This is a genomic window from Sphingobacterium sp. WOUb80, from assembly GCF_050058145.1.
Classification (GTDB): Bacteria; Bacteroidota; Bacteroidia; order Sphingobacteriales; family Sphingobacteriaceae; genus Sphingobacterium.
The window spans coordinates 5523996-5541228 of record NZ_CP165617.1 but is presented as its reverse complement, the minus strand read 5'-3'; the positions used below and the strand labels follow the sequence as shown (position 1 = coordinate 5541228).

Below are 17233 nucleotides of genomic sequence, written 5' to 3'. Positions count from 1 at the left end.
ACCTCGTCGAGAGAGAAGAAAAAATTCGAATAGGAGGTGAAGTTGCCATGGTCTTGGTATATTTGTCCCCATGATTTATGTCCACATCCCCTTCTGTAAACAGGCTTGTCATTATTGTGACTTCCATTTCAGCACTTCACTCCAATACAAAAGTGAAATGATCAATGCATTATTACAGGAAATTGAACTTAGGGCTCCCTATTTGGAAGAGAAAAAGATTGAATCGATCTATTTTGGTGGTGGTACTCCTTCCCTATTGGAAGGAGACGAAATAGCACAAATCATTGATACTATAGCAAAACATTTTGATATCGCCAACAATGCCGAGATTACCCTGGAAGCAAATCCAGATGATCTGAATCAGGCAAAAGTAAAAAGTCTCAGGAATACACCTATCAACCGATTCAGCATCGGGATACAGTCTTTCTTTGAAGAAGACCTCAAGTGGATGAACAGAGCCCATAACCAACAAGAAGCTACGGCCTCGATTATGCGGGTGCAGGATGCAGGCTTTGAAAATATTACCTGTGATCTCATCTACGGTTATCCATTATTGACTGATGAAAAATGGCGCCACAATATGCAACAGCTAATTGACTTTGCAATTCCTCATATTTCTTCCTATTCCATGACGGTGGAAAGCAAGACAGCATTGGATCACTTCATCAAAAAAGGCATAAGCCCAGCTATTGATTCTGATCGGGCAGCAGACCAAATGAATCTTCTCATCAATACATTGAAAACTGCAGGATACGAACAGTATGAAATTTCAAATTTTGCAAAAAATAAGCAATATGCGTGTCACAATACGAATTATTGGAAAGGCAAACATTATCTTGGCATTGGCCCTTCAGCGCATTCTTTCAATGGAACCGCTAGATCCTGGAATATTTCCAACAATGCAAAATACATCTCTTCCATTCATTCAAATCAGCTTCCTCTGGAAGTAGAACAGCTGTCGACCTTGGACCAGATCAATGAATGTATTATGACATCGCTTAGAACAATGTGGGGCCTAGATTTAACCGAGCTGGAAAATAGATTTGGACAGTATGTTAAAAATAGCGTATTGGAAGATGCAGCCTTATTCATAGCTGAAAAAAATCTCGTTTTGGATGACAACAAATTGTGTTTAACGGATACAGGGAAATTAATGGCAGATCATATTATGTCAGCGTTGTTTATTATAGAAGATTAGCAATAAAACATATAAATATTAACAAAAACATAATAATAAAACTATAAAAACATATAAAATTACGAAAATGAAAATATAACTCCTTTTTTCATACAGTTTGTGCTATGTTTGCAACATAATCTATTATAAAATTATTATGTCACACAAGCCATCTTTTGACCAAGAGATCAAAAGTTATCAAGCCCAACAAAATGCTGCAGTAAGCTTAATCCAGATTGTTAGCAACCTATGGTACAACCATGCCGTCGAACTTGTCTTTTTTCGAAATCAGCTCATTGATGTAAAGTCCAGTTCAATTCTCAACTTACTCAGCGAAAGCACTGTTCTTGCAGAAAAACCACTAAACATATTTGAAACACTCCACACTGCTCAGGCCTTAGAGAAATTACCACTTTCTCCCGCACGCATCGATATTGGAAAATTAGCATTGCAGGTCAAGAGCTACAATGTTGACCACACAGAGCTTGTCAATTTTATCGGAGACGAGTTAAAGGACATTAACCAGCAGCAGGAATTAAAACCGCGAGATGTTGTCCTCTATGGATTTGGACGTATTGGTCGTTTACTTGCCCGTGAACTTATAAACAAAGCGGGATCGGGGCAACAGCTTCGCCTGCGCGCTATTGTAACACGAGATGCAAACGATGCCAAATCTCTCTTGAAACGGGCAACATTATTAAAAACTGATTCGATACATGGTGAATTTGAAGGAAAAGTATTAGTCGATGTAGAAAATCAAGCACTTATTATTAATGGTATAACTGTTCACCTCATTTCTGCCAAACAACCCGAGGATATCGATTATACAGCGTACGGCATACAGGATGCCTTAGTCATTGACAACACCGGAGCTTTCCGAGATGAGCAGGAGCTTAGTCGTCACTTGCTGTCTAAAGGTACTCTCCAAGTTCTATTAACAGCTCCCGGAAAAGGAGTTCCCAATATCGTTTATGCAGTCAACGAAAAAGATATAGATCTACAAAAACAGTATATATTTTCTGCAGCTTCTTGCACCACCAATGCAATTTCCCCTATTTTGGCGGTTCTGGAAAATAAAATAGGTATTGAAAAAGGCCATATTGAGACCATACATTCATACACAAATGATCAGAATCTTGTAGATAATATGCACAAGAAATCTAGACGTGGGCGTGCCGCCGCACTGAATATGGTGATTACAGAGACTGGCGCTGGCAGCGCTGTCTCAAAAGTACTTCCTTCGTTGGCAGGTAAGCTGACTTCCAACGCCATTCGTGTCCCCGTGCCAAATGGATCATTGGCCATTTTAAATCTTGAAACAAAATCTAAAATAACTGTCGACGAGATAAATGAGCTTTTAAGAGAGGCTTCATTTCACGGCGAACTCGTTGAACAGATTAAATTTTCAAAGGACGATGAGCTCGTTTCCTCAGATATCATTGGCAGCACTGCTACTTCAATCGTTGATGCCCCCGCTACTATTGTTTCTGCCGACGGCAAGAATGTCATTCTGTATGTTTGGTATGACAATGAGTATGGATATTCACACCAAGTTATGCGTTTGTCACGCCATATCACAGGTGTAAGAAGATATACTTACTATTAACAGGCAATGCTCAAAAATATAAAAGGCGGCACCATAGCTAGTCATGGTCGGAAGATTCTTCTTCCGACTTTTTTATGTTTACACTAGCGCCCTTAAGATACTTCATAATGATCTGTGTCGCTCCAGCTTTCTGTAATACATACGCACGAGCCAATTTGCCTGCTTCTTGACAAGCAGACTGATCCTGTAGCCTACAAAATACGTTCTTCAGTTGTTTACTGTTCGCAATGGAAAAACCTGAGCCATTTTCTACAAGATCTTTAGCTTCTTGAAATTTTTTGAAATTAGGGCCAAAAAGAACGGGAATGCCATAAGTTGCCGCTTCAAGCGTATTGTGTATTCCTACACCAAATCCTCCCCCGATATAGGCCATTTGACCGTAACCATAAAGGGAAGACAACATGCCAATATTATCAATAACGAGTACATTTGATTCCGCTACTCCTGTAGCACTATAAGTCGCCATTTTGGAAAAACGTAATGCTGTTGGCCAAAGATTAAAAATACTCGTTAAGTGCGATTCATTAATTTCATGTGGAGCTAAGATCAATTTATAATTGGCGTAACCCTCAAACAATTCCTGCAAAATCTGTTCGTCTTCTGGCCAAGTACTTCCCGCAACCAAAACAGGACTATCTCCGATAAATTGCGCTATTTCAGGAATCATCCGCCTATTTTTAGGAAGGTTCACAACACGGTCAAACCGGGTGTCCCCTGCGAGGCTTGCATTTCTTATCCCAAATTCCTTTAGTAGGCGTACACTTTCCTCATTTTGGACAAAAAAATAGGTCACATAACTTAAAATTTTTAGAAAGAACGTTCCGTACGCTTGGAAGAAAATCTGTTCAGGTCGAAAAATAGCAGAAATTAAATAAAGTGGAATAGAGCGCTTATGTAGACCTTCAAAAAAATAATACCAATACTCATACTTGGTAAATAGAACAAAACTAGGATTTACAAGATCTAAGAATAACCGAGCATTCTTTGCGGTATCATAAGGGAGATAAAAAACGTAATCTGCCAGATCGGTATTTTTACGGATTTCATAGCCAGAAGGGGAGTAAAATGTTACAATGATTTTATGATCCAAATAATTATTTTTCACGGCTTCCAGAACTGGCCGTCCCTGTTCAAATTCACCTAATGATGCAAAGTGAAACCAGATATGTTTTTGGGAAGTATCAACCGTTTGTTTCATCTTGGAATACCAGTCTTTTCTCCCCTTTACCATCAGTCTCGCTTTGGCATGAAAAGGGGTCAAAATACGCAGTAAGAGTCCATAAAGAACAATTCCAATTGAATAAAGCAAACGCATGTTTTTAAAATAATGTTTATCTTAGTCAAAGATATTAAACCCATTTCATTAAAAGGAACCATTGAGTGGAAAATAAACATCGCAAGCGAATTTTGATAACAGGTGCTGCAGGCTTCCTAGGTTCCCATCTTTGCGATCGCTTTATTGCAGAAGATTATGATGTCATTGGAATGGACAACTTGATTACCGGAGACCTACAGAACATTGCACATTTATTCAAATTGAAAAATTTTGACTTCTATCATCACGATGTATCAAAATTTGTCCACGTGCCTGGACATCTGGATTATATTTTACACTTTGCGTCGCCAGCAAGTCCTGTCGATTACCTTAAGATCCCAATACAAACACTTAAGGTCGGATCCTTAGGTACGCACAATCTCCTCGGATTAGCCCGTGCGAAACAAGCACGCATATTGGTTGCATCTACTTCAGAAGTTTATGGAGACCCATTAGTTTCTCCTCAATCCGAAAACTATTGGGGCAATGTAAACCCCGTAGGACCTCGAGGGGTATATGATGAAGCAAAACGTTTCCAAGAGGCAATAACCATGGCTTATCACAACGCCCATGGTTTGGATACCCGTATTGTCAGAATATTTAACACCTTTGGTTCAAGAATGCGCCTCAATGACGGTCGAGCTATCCCGACGTTCATTGCTCAGGCCATACGTGGAGAGGATATCACCATTTTTGGGGACGGCTCACAGACACGATCATTTTGCTACATTGACGATCAAATCGAAGGTATCTATCGATTGTTGCATTCCGATTGCGTATATCCCATCAATATAGGTAATCCCGACGAAATTACCTTGCTTCAGTTGGCTCAAGAGATCATAGCATTAACAGGAAGTTCAAGTAAAATTACTTATGAATCCTTACCGGTAGATGACCCTAAACAACGGAAACCCGACATTGAAATGGCCAGATTAAAATTAGCTTGGCAACCTGAGATAGACCGTAAAACAGGATTAAAAAAGACCATTGAATTTTACAAAGAGATTCCTTTGGAAACCTTATCACATAAAGACTTTACTTACTATAATCAACAATAATGAACAAAAAAATATTAGTCACAGGAGGAACAGGTTATATCGGTTCACACACAGTAGTTGAACTTCATCAAGCAGGATATGTTCCAGTTATCGTTGACGATCTATCGAATTCAAACATTAAAATTTTAGATCAAATCGAGAAGATCATTGGTGTTAGACCCGAATTCCATCAATTCGATCTCTGTGATACAGACAAAGTCAATGATTTTGTAAAAAACAATACCGACATTTCAGGCATTATCCACTTTGCAGCATCTAAAGCTGTCGGTGAATCGGTGCAAAAACCGTTAAAGTATTACCATAACAACTTCTTTTCGTTAATCAACTTATTGGAATCTTATCAAAATAAACCAATTAATTTTGTATTCTCTTCAAGCTGTACAGTATATGGTGAGCCCGACTACCTGCCTGTCGACGAAAGTGCTCCTGTAAAAAAGGCGACTTCCCCATACGGAAACACCAAACAAATAGCAGAAGAAATATTACAAGAAACTGCTTCAGCATATGACAACTATAATATTATTGCATTACGTTACTTCAATCCAGTTGGAGCCCATGAGTCCGCATTAATAGGCGAGTTACCAAATGGTGTACCTCAAAATCTATTGCCTTTCATAACGCAGACTGCAATTGGAAAAAGAGAGAAACTAACCGTTTTTGGATCAGATTATGATACGCCAGATGGCTCTTGCATCCGCGATTATATCCATGTGGTTGATTTAGCTAAAGCGCATGTTGCTGCTATCAAATTATTGGAACAAGGTAACCCAAATGGAAAATACGACGTATTCAATGTGGGAACCGGAAATGGCTATTCTGTTCTTGAAGCGATTAAAGCATTTGAAAAAGCCTCTGGACAAAAATTAAATTACGAATTTGGTCCTCGCCGTGATGGAGATATTATCAAAGTATACGGAGATGTCACTAAATCAGCTAATCAATTGCATTGGAAAGCGGCTCTCGGCATTGACGAAATGATGGCCTCTGCTTGGGCCTGGGAAAAAAATCTACAGGAAAACCCGCTAGATTAAAAAATAAAAGAAACGTCCAATATCGCTGACATTGGACGTTTCTTTTATTTTTTTGCTTATTTTTCTCTATTGATACCCTCGATTATGGATAATCAAGGTCCTTATACAAGCTCCTTATCTGAAATATATTCCATCAGTACACCAGCTTGATCTCCGAGCTTCTTTTTCAAGCGCTGCATAGATTTTTTTATCGCGTCTGGAGTAACCCCCAATACGTTGGCTACTTCCTTATTATTTAGCCCCAGTTTCATAAGCACAATTACCCTCAGATTAGATTCCGTTATATCGGGAAATCTAGATTGTATATCCTGGAGTAAATTGGGAAATTCTTTTACTATCAATAATTTAAATTCCTGCCATTTCTCTTCAGTGATGAGATGTGACTGCAACAATATTTTTAGCTCCTCGCGATCTTTTTCAATAACATTCCCTTTTTCTTCAAGCATCGCAGAAAGTACATTTATCTGTTCATTATTCCGCTTAAGATAAGCGACGTATTCTTCAACTTGGCTTTTAGAGCTCACCAGTTCCCTGTCTAATTCTGCTTTTGTATACTTTAAATTAAGAAGCTGATATTCATAGTCACGTATCCGTTTTCTAGCACGAGATCGAACAGCATTATAAATAAAAAAGAATAACACCAATACCAATAAACTTAATATTAGCCATAATCGCCTCTCAGCTTGCTTTTTCTTAATAACAGCTTGTGCCAGCGATAATTTATCGGCATACTTTTGCTTGTCGGCCATAAACTTCAATTGGGACAACACCGGATCACCATCTAAAAAACGTAGTGAGTCTTGGAGACGTTCTATTCTTCTTCGTGCATTCAGCTCACGACCGATATCGTTACTTTGCATCGCCAAATTCAACTTGTGAATCTCAAGTTCAAGTATTGTCTTCTTATCATCCGAGCCCAATAAAAGAGATTCAGCTTCCGCAATCATATGACGAACATCCTGCGTTTCCTTATTCGCTATATTTAATCGAATACGCATCACTAAGGCGAAAATTGTATTTCGGTTATTCCCGAGAGATCTGGAAATCTCAAGATCTTTATCTAGGAGCAATAAAGCCTTATGGTAATCCTTCATACCTTCAAACACAGCCGCCTGATTACCTAAAATCTTCGCGTAGCGTAATGAGTCATTTTGTGAAAGTGCTAAAGTTTGAGCCAATTCAAAAATTTTCATTGCCTGCAAGGTATCACCACCACTTTTCAATGTCAGTAAACCTAAATTGTCCAAGATTTCAGCTTTCAATTTCGGTGAAATTTGTTCTTGTCGTTGCCCTAAATCCAGATATTTAATTCCAGAAGTATAATCACCTAAAGTTCCAAAAAAATAGCCAAGCTTCTTGTAAGTTTGCGTTAGGTCTAAAACAAGTTCTTTCGGTATATCTTCGAGCCCTTTCTCTCCTTCCAGGATAAAAGGTAATGCCTCAGAGGCTTTCAGACATCGGTATAGGTAAAAGCCATACATTATCTTTACCCAAATACGTACATTTTGATAGCTATAGCCTTCTTCAAGGTTCAGCGCTTTTAAATAGTATTTATCACTAAAGTTATTTCTTGCGCCTTCGGCATTAAACGACTGATCCGCCAGTAAACAATAATAGATTGCCAAAAGTGCCTTATCATTTTTTCGTACCGCTTGGCTAAAATATGGTGCAAGATATCTACTTAAAGTTAGACTAGAGGATTGATACTGCTCTGATCCTTTTATAATTGTTTCGTAAAAGTTCTTCTCGTCAGTCGAAGAATTAGAGTCCATTAGATCCATCCCACAGACAACATGACAAGGCATGATCGTTAGGAAAAGAAGAAATAGAAGAAATCGAAACATATCGGCACAGGCATTGAATTTCGCAATAAAAATAAAAAATAATTTTAATTAAACCATCATAAGACAAAATCAACCCACACAAATCATCCCTACCGTAAAATAACACTCCGCTTTTGTTCAAGCATCAAATAAAGAAATCAGATATTAGGCAAAAAACAAAGCGGCGATTTAAAAGAGTAGCGAATTAGCCTTTGCATATAGATAATTACTCCGCATCAAAATGATAAATGCGATTTGGAGTAATAGCTTGCGTTAATTGGACATCATATTCATTCTTATCTGAAATAATATCAATTGGATCAAAAAAGGATAATCCTACGCGCTGTACATCCGCTTTACAACCAGAGAAGAAACGGTCATAAAACCCCTTTCCATACCCTACTCTATAGCCCAAAAGATCAAAGATTAACAAGGGAACTATAATCATATCAATAGCAGATGAATCCACTTGAACACCCGATATTGGTTCAGAAATACCCCATTTATTCGTTTCAAATATGGTATGTTGATCCAATATATAGTGTTGCATCGAACAATCTTCAAAGTTAGATCGGGAAATTACAATCGTTATTTGCGGAAAATGTTGCTGTACATAATTGATAATTGGATAGGTATTCGGTTCGTGGTATTTTTCTATGGGAATGAATAAATGTAGAAATCCCACCTTTGAGAGATCGAGCGTTGTAAACTGAAAAAGGAGACGTTCATTAAGTGAATTTTCGCTTTCCAATGGCAGCTGACATCTTTTAGTTTTATATTCCAATCTTAATTCCTTTTTTGATTTCATTTTTAAAATAATTACTTATTAAAGATCGGTCTCATTTTCCATCAAAAGAGCCCATTAAAGTCCATCTCTTTTACCTCAGTAAAAATCACATTCCTGCCAATTCAATTTTATTTAAAGCCCAAAAAAACTAGAAATTCTAGTCGGCGGCAGAAAAACTGGCACTCAAATTTATTCATATTGTATAAAAAAACGGCCTTGTAGCGAGCGCTATCAAGACCGAATAATCAACCTAAACCTAAAATCTTTCTATTATTTTACGCGCTCGATATAACTACCAGTTTGCGTATCAACTCTTACTTTCTCACCTTGATTAATGAACAACGGCACCATAATCTCAACACCTGTCTCTACAGTCGCCTTTTTCAATGCATTTGTAGAAGTATCTCCTTTTACAGCCGGTTCAGTATATGTAATTTCCAATTCTACACTTTTTGGAGCTTCTGCCATAATAGGCTCGTCGCTTTCAAAAGCAATAATTACAGTCATTCCCTCTTTCAAGAAACGCGCTGAATCACCGAACAAAAATTTCGGGATATTAAATTGCTCGTATGTATTATTATCCATCACCACGAAGAACTCACCATCTTCATATAAATATTGATAATCACTCGTTTCTACACGTGCGATCTCTACAGACTCGTCAACTCTAAAACGGTATTCAACTAGCTTTCCAGTTTTAACATTGCGCATTCTCGCTTGATAAAACGCACGTAAATTGCCTGGTGTACGGTGTATATATTCTTCTACGGACACTAATTCTCCGTTAAATCTTAAGATATTTCCTGATTTTACCTCTGATGCCTTAGCCATTCTTTGAATTGAACTTTAAACGGTTATCTCATTATTGAGTCGTCAAAAGTACAAAAACTAATTGTGTTATTAAAATTTCATTCGCTACTTTTTAAAATCTACAATGGAAATACTTTCATCGCAGAATTCATACTCTTTTTTTTGGTTCGAACAGACGATAAATAATCTGGATGGCAACTTTGTCCGGTCTATCAAGCTAAGATACCATTGTTCACCCGCACTATCCAAATTACTTGTAGGTTCATCCAACAAAACCAAGTCAGATGCAGAACAGCAAGCCAGTGCCAGCTTTACACGCTGCCGCATACCTGAGGAAAAAAAACGTATCTCTCTGTCCAGTGCATGTGCTAATCCCAACAGGCTGACAACAGTTTCTTTATCAAAGGAGGGAAGATAATTTTTAAATTTAAAATGGAAATCAATCAGCTCATTTAAGGTGAATTCCTCAATCAGTTCAACATAAGGAGCTGCGAGAGATAGTTGCTGATAGATATTGTCCACGGGTAGGACTTTGTCTCCATCCGTATAGGTCAGTTCACCCGCTGAAGGTGTCAAACAACTTGAAAGTACTTTTAGAAAAGTAGATTTCCCTGAACCATTATGGCCAAGGATGGCATAACTCTTGCCGGACTCGAAGGTATAGTTTATATGCCTAAAAATCCATTCGTTGTTATACCTCCTACCAATGTCTTTTAATATAATTTTCAAATTCACTAGAATCGATAACGCGATTACATCGCTCTATTATTGAATCCTTTCATGATACCCCGACCTGAGTTCCGAATAAAATCCAAGATTTCATCACGGATTTCTGTTGCCTGATACTCAGCTTCTATAATTTCTATCGCTTTAGCCAAATTTCTGTTTTGGACAAAAAGAATGCGATAAAGGTTCTGAATCTCGGCAATTTGCTCTTCGGAAAACCCTCTTCTTCTCAATCCAACAGAATTAATCCCTGCATAAGAAATCGGTTCACGCGCGGCCTTTACAAAAGGAGGAATATCCTTACGCACCAATGAACCACCAGTAACAAATGCATGCGAACCAATTTTGACAAATTGGTGTACAGCTACCATTCCAGCAAGTACCACATAATCACCTACAGTAATATGTCCAGCAAGTGTACTGTTGTTTGAAAAAACACAGTTATCACCTACTTCGCAATCATGCGCAACATGACTATAAGCTTGGATCAAACAATTTTTTCCAATGACCGTTTTATACCTATCCTTGGTTCCTCTATTGATGGTTACACACTCACGAATGGTTGTATTATCACCAATTTCAGCTGTAGTAATCTCCCCATCAAATTTTAAATCTTGAGGTTCCCCAGAGATTACTGCACCGGGATATATTTTACAGTTTTTTCCAATTCGAGCTCCATCCATGATCGTCACATTTGAACCTATCCAGGTGCCTTCACCAATGACGACGTCTTTATAGATCGTTACAAATGGTTCGATGACCACATTTTTAGCAATTTTTGCCTCCGGATGAATATAAGCTAATGGCTGTATCATCTATACTACTTTAGTTGTTATTTACTCTTACGATCTGTGCCATAAGCTCCGCTTCACACACAATTTTTTCTCCTACCATCGCCACACCTTTCATTTTTGCGATACCTCTTCGAATCGGCTCCATTAAGTCACATCTAAAAATAACAGAATCTCCTGGAGTTACCTGTGCTTTAAAACGTGCATTCTCAATTTTAAGGAATAAGGTTAACCAATTCTCTGGATCAGGAACTGTCTTTAGAACCAAAATTCCCCCAGTCTGAGCCATAGCCTCCACTTGCAAGACACCCGGAAATAATGGTGCTCCAGGAAAATGTCCCATAAATAGATCTTCGTTCATGGTAACATTCTTTAAACCTACAACATGCGTCTCCGTCAATTCGAGGATTTTATCCACCATAAGCATGGGCTGACGATGCGGTAAAATTTTCATAATTTCTACCGTATCGTATAATGCAGGCATATTTGGATCGTAAACTTTAATTTTTTTACGCGTTTTATCTTTCTTGATCTGCTCTTTTATCTTTTTTGCAAAAGCAACGTTTGCAGCATGGCCTGGACGAGCAGCCATAATATGGCCTTTCAGAGGTCTTCCCACTAGCGCTAAATCTCCAACCATGTCCAACAATTTATGTCGGGCAGGTTCATTTTGATAACGCAATTGATTATTGTTTAATATTCCTTCTTTAGCAACTGCAACGGTTTCTTTATGGAAAAGATGCGCTAATTTTTGCAGCTCCTCAGGAGAAGTCTCCTTATCCACAATAACGATCGCATTACTCAAATCCCCCCCTTTAATAAGTCCATGATCAACCAACATTTCCAATTCGTGCAAGAAACAAAACGTACGCGAAGAAGCTATTTCAGATTTAAAATCCTCAATTGATGTAATCGCAGCATGTTGGCTACCCAAGACAGGCGAATTGAAATCGATCATACAAGTCAACCGATATCCATCCATCGGCATGCCCAATATCTCGACTTTACGATCTGGCTCCGCATAATGGATATTATTAGATATCTCATAATAATCTCGATCAGCATCCTGTTCTTCAAATCCTGCCTCCTCAAACAATTTTACAAAAATCGCTGAACTCCCATCTAGGATGGGTATTTCAGGGCCATCAATATCAATCAGCACATTATCAATCTGTAAACCAATTAAAGATGCCATCAAATGTTCAATTGTACTCACACTTGCCCCATTCTGCGTAATTGTCGTTCCCCTGGAGGTATCCGTAACATTATCCGCATCAACCAAAATTTCTGGTTGTCCCTCTAAATCTACACGTCTGAACTTAAACCAGTGATTTTCCGGAGCCGGTTTAATGGTCATCGATACAATTTTTCCTGTATGAAGACCTACCCCCGAAATCTCAACCTCGTTTTTGATGGTTCTCTGTTTTACATTCATTTCTAATAACATATTTTTAAATCAAAACTTCTTTTGATAAAACATTCATGCATTAAACTATTTAGATGAATCTATATAGATCGGCTCTGAATAATTGTTTCATCACAATTAAAGAACAGTTTATTTTCAATGAAAAATAATTATTTCAATTTTTTTTCTACTAACTTTTCTAACTCTTGAATCCGTTTTTCTAATTCAGGAAGACGTGCAAAAATCACATTAGAACGCAATTGCGGTTGGTAAGGCATCACTGGGGTGCCGCCCCACTTTTTACCTTCTTCTTTAATTGATCTATTCACTCCTGATTGGGCCTGGATTTGAGATCCCTTTGCAACAACGATATGTCCAACAACGCCAACCTGACCTCCCAAAACCACATGCTCTCCGATTTTTGAGCTACCGGAAATACCTGTTTGCGCTGCGATTACTGTATTCTTTCCAATATCAACATTATGGGCAATTTGGATCAAATTATCCAACTTAACACCATCACGCACTATAGTCGCTCCCATTGTGGCTCGATCGATTACTGTATTGGCACCAATCTCAACATTGTCCTCCACTTGAACGTAACCAATCTGAGGAACTTTTTTATATGTTCCATCTTCCTGTGGTGCAAATCCAAATCCATCTGATCCAATCACAACACCAGAATGTACGACGACATTTTTTCCAATCTTACAATCGTGATAAATCTTTACCCCAGGATAGAGCGTTGTATTATCTCCAATCGTAACTTTATCTCCAATATAGACTTGCGGGTAAATTTTCACATTGTCTCCAATAGAGGCACCTCGACCAATATAAACAAATGCACCTATATACCCACCTTGGCCGATCTCAGCTTCAGCATGTATAAAATGAGGTTCCTCACGTCCGCTTTTGTCAAGACGAAACTCATTATACATGTTCAGAATAGTGGAGAACGCCGCATAAGCATTCTTTACCCGTATGATCGTCAATGTCGGTTTGGTCTCCTGGATCAATTGTAAGTCATCGTTAACAATTACAATCGAGGCATCAGTAGTATAAATAAAATGCTCATATTTTGGATTTGACAAAAAAGAAAGATCGCCTTTTTTACCTTCCTCAATTTTGGCAAGGTTACCTACAGTAACTTCTGGATTTCCTTCAATCCGTCCTTCTAATAATGTCCCTATTTGTTGAGCAGTAAATTGCATGGTACAAATCTATGTTTTTTTATTAAAAAATAACTACTTGCTGGAAGTAATTGCAACATAACCCACCTCTTTTGGATAACATAAAGCATATTTAGCCACATTTTTCGATAATGCTTCTAAATTTCCGAGATCAGAAGCTTCTGTTATATCCACAAGTTCACCCGATTTCAATAATATTTTAATTTGATCCTTGGAAGAGTTATAGGCACGGTTTTGAATTTCCTGCGTAAACACATAATAATGAATATCCTTTTGAGCCACACCCATTCTTTCCTGTACTTTCGTCTTCACCAAATCAATATATGCCGGTGTAAATGGTTTATCACTCATGATAGAACGATAAAGATTACGCTTCATAACGCGTTGGCACATTTCACTTAGAATATGATCCCCATGACGCTCCCATGTTTTTATGGCTGACATAATATCCGTATCATCTAAACGAGTAAACCAATCCAAATGTAACGGGTCATCCAAAAAATTACTTTTGTTGATCTGCTGACTTAAAAACCAATGAAACGCCGGAGTAGCGAAGAGCTTGTCACCGGCAGCCGTCAAATATTTTGCCCGCTGCAAAATTTTAATTAACAACTGTTCAGCACCAATAACGGTCTTGTGCAAATACACTTGCCAATACATCAGTCTTCGAGCAATCAGAAATTTCTCAACAGAATAAAGTGCTTTATATTCCACCACAATCTCATCTTCCACCACATTGAGCATTTTTATGATGCGGTCAAATGAGATCACACCTTCTGATACACCTGTAAAGAAACTATCTCTATTGAGGTAGTCCATTCGGTCAACATCCAATTGGCTCGACACCAATTGATGAAGAAATTTACGTTCGTATTTATTATTAAAGATTGTAATCGCAAGGCTTAGTCTTCCCCCCAAATCATTGTTGATTCGATCCATTAAAAGGGAGGACAATAGTTCGTGAGAAACGACTTCAATCAAACTATGCTCCAAGGAATGTGAAAAAGGACCGTGACCTATATCATGGAGCAAAATTGCCGAAAGAACGGCCTCCTCTTCTTCCTCAGCAATTCTAACGCCTTTGCCTTTCAAAGTTTCCAAAGCCATAGACATTAAATGCATCGCTCCTATGGCATGCTGAAAACGAGTGTGCAAAGCACCGGGATAAACAAGATGTGTCATGCTCACCTGTTTGATATAACGGAGCCTTTGAAAATAAGGATGTTGCACTAGGTCAAAAACCAATCCCGTCGGAATCGCAACAAATCCATATACCGGATCATTAATAATTTTATTTTTGTTCAATGTGGCGATAAATTAATACTATCATCAACACTATAAATATGAAACCGAGCCCCTTAAACATGAACTCCTGGTTAACACTAGTATAAACTTAAAACAAAGATAGTTAGTTCATCGTTAAGAAATGTTAAAAATAAAATCTAAAGCACGATATTTGCTTATGTTAGCACTAGATCGCAAATCCGATCTCCCCCACTAATAGACATATATAATAACACGATGCAAAAAACACATATTCTTTGGGCTGACGATGAAATTGACTTTCTAAAACCACATATTTTATTTTTAGAAAGCAAGGGATACAAAGTTGACACAGTCAATAATGGGAATGATGCCGTTGAAGCCTTTAAAAATGGTTTTTTCCATCTCGTTTTCTTAGACGAAAATATGCCTGGACTTACAGGTCTTGAAACACTTGCCATACTCAAATCGATCAATCCGACTGTTCCTATTGTTCTGGTCACAAAAAACGAAGAAGAGCATGTCATGGAAGATGCTATCGGCTCCAAAATAGATGATTATCTCATTAAGCCTGTCAATCCTAAACAGATCTTGATGACGATCAAAAAATTGACCGAGAACAAGCGTCTTGTGAATGAAAAAACATCCATGGCCTATCAACAAGACTTCCGCAATTTAGGGATGATCCTAAATGACAACCTGGATTTCAATCAATGGTCGGAAGTTTACAAAAAACTCGTCTATTGGGAATTATCACTTGAAAAGCTTGAGGACAATAATATGCATGAAATTCTGACGATGCAAAAATCCGAAGCAAACATGCAATTCTCTAAATTTATAGAAAACAACTACATACAATGGATCAATCGCCCCGAGCAGGCACCCATCCTATCACATCAACTATTTAAGAAGAAAGTATTTCCAACGTTGGAAGATGAGATCCCAACATTTTTCTTTCTAATAGACAATTTGCGCTTCGATCAATGGAAAATTATAAATGAGGTCATCACCGATTATTTTAGACTTGAAGAGGAAATAAACTATTTCAGTATTTTACCGACAGCAACACAATATGCTAGGAATGCTATCTTTAGTGGTTTAACTCCGTTAGAAATGGAAAAACGCTTTCCAAAATTATGGCAAAACGACGAAGATGAAGGGGGCAAGAATTTATATGAGGATAAATTCTTGGAAGATCAGGTTAAACGGTTATATCGCAAACCCATAAAACACTCCTATACAAAAATATTGACACTTGAACAGGGAAAGGATGTTTTAGACAATCTCGGTAATTTGATGCACAATCAACTCAATGTATTAGTATATAACTTTGTTGATATGCTATCTCATGCACGTACGGACAGTTCGATGATTCGCGAATTAGCAAACGACGAAGCAGCGTACCGCTCACTCACTTTGTCATGGTTTGAACATTCGCCACTATTAGAGGCCATGAAATGGCTTTCACAAAAGAAAGTTCGCGTAATTGTTACAACTGACCACGGCACCATCCGTGTAAAAAAACCAAGTAAAATAGTGGGTGATCGAAACACAAATACAAATTTGAGATATAAACAGGGGAAAAACCTGAACTATATCGACAAGGATGTTTTTGCCATCAAAAATCCCCATGACGCACAGCTGCCTAAACTTCATGTTAGTTCAACATACGTTTTCGCGAAAGAAGATTCGTATTTTGTTTATCCCAACAACTACAATCAATTTGTAAATTACTTTAATGGAACGTTCCAGCATGGTGGGATCTCTTTGGAAGAAATGATTATCCCCTTTGCGACATATTTACCGAAATAGTAATTTTGCAACATGGAAATTATCGTAAATACGACAGCAGGTCTATCTCAAGCTGCGCAGACACTTTTAAATAGTTTTCCAAAGGACCGAATTTTTCTATTATATGGTCCAATGGGAGCTGGAAAGACAACCTTCGTAAAACACCTGTGCACGCAATTGAACGTAAAGGATAGCACCTCTAGTCCAACATTCTCCATTGTAAATGAATACGAATCTGCCACGGGGCCAATATATCACTTTGATTTTTATCGCATTAAAGATGAGCAAGAGGCATTCGATTTCGGTTATGAGGAATATTTCTATTCAGGTGCATACTGTTTTGTGGAATGGCCGGAAAAAATCCCAAATTTACTTCCTGAAGAAGCAAAAGAAATACATATCAGCATCATAGATGCTACAACACGGAAAATTTCGATTCGTTAATCTACCTTTTTTGACT

At 38.0% G+C, this 17233-nt stretch carries 15 protein-coding genes; 6 read left to right on the top strand and 9 right to left on the bottom strand.

From position 1 onward, the window contains the following. Positions 1-70 precede the first annotated feature (70 nt). Positions 71-1198 carry a radical SAM family heme chaperone HemW gene (gene hemW / locus AB1Z56_RS22815; RefSeq protein WP_426790275.1) on the top strand — a complete coding sequence of 376 codons (1128 nt, stop codon included), beginning with the start codon at positions 71-73 and terminating at the stop codon, positions 1196-1198. A gap of 136 nt (positions 1199-1334) precedes the next feature. Continuing rightward, the gene (locus AB1Z56_RS22810; protein ID WP_309359888.1) at positions 1335-2783 is read left to right on the top strand and encodes a glyceraldehyde-3-phosphate dehydrogenase; all 1449 of its coding nucleotides are present in this window, start codon (positions 1335-1337) and stop codon (positions 2781-2783) included. Between the two features lie 37 nt (positions 2784-2820). Here AB1Z56_RS22810 and AB1Z56_RS22805 read toward each other — a convergent pair whose 3' ends face one another. Continuing rightward, on the bottom strand, positions 2821-4098 hold the full coding sequence (locus AB1Z56_RS22805) for a 3-deoxy-D-manno-octulosonic acid transferase (protein ID WP_426790274.1): 1278 nt from the start codon (positions 4096-4098) through the stop codon (positions 2821-2823). A 65-nt stretch (positions 4099-4163) separates the two neighbouring features. Here AB1Z56_RS22805 and AB1Z56_RS22800 point away from each other — a divergent pair, with 65 nt between their 5' ends. Both AB1Z56_RS22800 and galE read left to right on the top strand, forming a co-directional pair. Next, the gene (locus tag AB1Z56_RS22800; RefSeq protein WP_426790273.1) at positions 4164-5156 is read left to right on the top strand and encodes a UDP-glucuronic acid decarboxylase family protein; all 993 of its coding nucleotides are present in this window, start codon (positions 4164-4166) and stop codon (positions 5154-5156) included. After that, complete coding sequence (gene galE / locus AB1Z56_RS22795) at positions 5156-6187, top strand: UDP-glucose 4-epimerase GalE (RefSeq protein WP_309359883.1); 1032 nt, start codon at positions 5156-5158, stop codon at positions 6185-6187. Before AB1Z56_RS22800 ends, galE begins: the two co-directional genes overlap by 1 nt. 101 nt (positions 6188-6288) lie before the next feature. Here galE and AB1Z56_RS22790 read toward each other — a convergent pair whose 3' ends face one another. From AB1Z56_RS22790 to AB1Z56_RS22755, 8 genes are all read right to left on the bottom strand, one after another. Further along, entirely contained in the window at positions 6289-8031 is a 1743-nt protein-coding gene (locus tag AB1Z56_RS22790) for a helix-turn-helix transcriptional regulator (RefSeq protein WP_426790272.1), read from the bottom strand. 205 nt (positions 8032-8236) lie between these two features. Then, complete coding sequence (locus AB1Z56_RS22785; protein ID WP_426790271.1) at positions 8237-8818, bottom strand: 5-formyltetrahydrofolate cyclo-ligase; 582 nt, start codon at positions 8816-8818, stop codon at positions 8237-8239. A gap of 249 nt (positions 8819-9067) precedes the next feature. Then, positions 9068-9628, bottom strand: coding sequence for an elongation factor P (gene efp, locus AB1Z56_RS22780; RefSeq protein ID WP_313266256.1), 561 nt, complete (start codon positions 9626-9628; stop codon positions 9068-9070). Between the two features lie 84 nt (positions 9629-9712). Beyond that, positions 9713-10342: an ABC transporter ATP-binding protein gene (locus tag AB1Z56_RS22775; protein WP_309359876.1), complete on the bottom strand. Its 630-nt coding sequence runs from the start codon at positions 10340-10342 to the stop codon at positions 9713-9715. A 17-nt stretch (positions 10343-10359) separates the two neighbouring features. After that, positions 10360-11148 carry an acyl-ACP--UDP-N-acetylglucosamine O-acyltransferase gene (gene lpxA, locus AB1Z56_RS22770; protein WP_075990789.1) on the bottom strand — a complete coding sequence of 263 codons (789 nt, stop codon included), beginning with the start codon at positions 11146-11148 and terminating at the stop codon, positions 10360-10362. A 10-nt stretch (positions 11149-11158) separates the two neighbouring features. After that, on the bottom strand, positions 11159-12559 hold the full coding sequence (locus AB1Z56_RS22765) for a bifunctional UDP-3-O-[3-hydroxymyristoyl] N-acetylglucosamine deacetylase/3-hydroxyacyl-ACP dehydratase (protein WP_309359869.1): 1401 nt from the start codon (positions 12557-12559) through the stop codon (positions 11159-11161). Between the two features lie 140 nt (positions 12560-12699). Further along, positions 12700-13740 (bottom strand): UDP-3-O-(3-hydroxymyristoyl)glucosamine N-acyltransferase, encoded by a 1041-nt coding sequence (gene lpxD / locus AB1Z56_RS22760; RefSeq protein WP_293903124.1) that lies wholly within the window; start codon positions 13738-13740, stop codon positions 12700-12702. Between the two features lie 33 nt (positions 13741-13773). After that, entirely contained in the window at positions 13774-15024 is a 1251-nt protein-coding gene (locus AB1Z56_RS22755; RefSeq protein ID WP_426790270.1) for an HD domain-containing protein, read from the bottom strand. A 216-nt stretch (positions 15025-15240) separates the two neighbouring features. Between AB1Z56_RS22755 and AB1Z56_RS22750 the strand changes: the two genes are divergently transcribed. Next, positions 15241-16794 (top strand): PglZ domain-containing protein, encoded by a 1554-nt coding sequence (locus tag AB1Z56_RS22750; protein WP_426790269.1) that lies wholly within the window; start codon positions 15241-15243, stop codon positions 16792-16794. Between the two features lie 12 nt (positions 16795-16806). After that, complete coding sequence (gene tsaE, locus AB1Z56_RS22745) at positions 16807-17217, top strand: tRNA (adenosine(37)-N6)-threonylcarbamoyltransferase complex ATPase subunit type 1 TsaE (RefSeq protein WP_309359862.1); 411 nt, start codon at positions 16807-16809, stop codon at positions 17215-17217. Positions 17218-17233 lie beyond the last annotated feature (16 nt).

Excerpts from the sequence above, each read along its gene's own strand:
- hemW (WP_426790275.1), top strand. The coding sequence starts at position 71 with ATGATTTATGTCCACATCCCCTTCTGTAAACAGGCTTGTCATTATTGT.
- AB1Z56_RS22765 (WP_309359869.1), bottom strand. The coding sequence starts at position 12,559 with ATGAATGTAAAACAGAGAACCATCAAAAACGAGGTTGAGATTTCGGGG.
- lpxA (WP_075990789.1), bottom strand. The coding sequence starts at position 11,148 with ATGATACAGCCATTAGCTTATATTCATCCGGAGGCAAAAATTGCTAAA.
- AB1Z56_RS22810 (WP_309359888.1), top strand. The coding sequence starts at position 1,335 with ATGTCACACAAGCCATCTTTTGACCAAGAGATCAAAAGTTATCAAGCC.
- AB1Z56_RS22785 (WP_426790271.1), bottom strand. The coding sequence starts at position 8,818 with ATGAAATCAAAAAAGGAATTAAGATTGGAATATAAAACTAAAAGATGT.
- AB1Z56_RS22805 (WP_426790274.1), bottom strand. The coding sequence starts at position 4,098 with ATGCGTTTGCTTTATTCAATTGGAATTGTTCTTTATGGACTCTTACTG.
- galE (WP_309359883.1), top strand. The coding sequence starts at position 5,156 with ATGAACAAAAAAATATTAGTCACAGGAGGAACAGGTTATATCGGTTCA.
- tsaE (WP_309359862.1), top strand. The coding sequence starts at position 16,807 with ATGGAAATTATCGTAAATACGACAGCAGGTCTATCTCAAGCTGCGCAG.
- AB1Z56_RS22750 (WP_426790269.1), top strand. The coding sequence starts at position 15,241 with ATGCAAAAAACACATATTCTTTGGGCTGACGATGAAATTGACTTTCTA.
- AB1Z56_RS22790 (WP_426790272.1), bottom strand. The coding sequence starts at position 8,031 with ATGTTTCGATTTCTTCTATTTCTTCTTTTCCTAACGATCATGCCTTGT.
- lpxD (WP_293903124.1), bottom strand. The coding sequence starts at position 13,740 with ATGCAATTTACTGCTCAACAAATAGGGACATTATTAGAAGGACGGATT.
- efp (WP_313266256.1), bottom strand. The coding sequence starts at position 9,628 with ATGGCTAAGGCATCAGAGGTAAAATCAGGAAATATCTTAAGATTTAAC.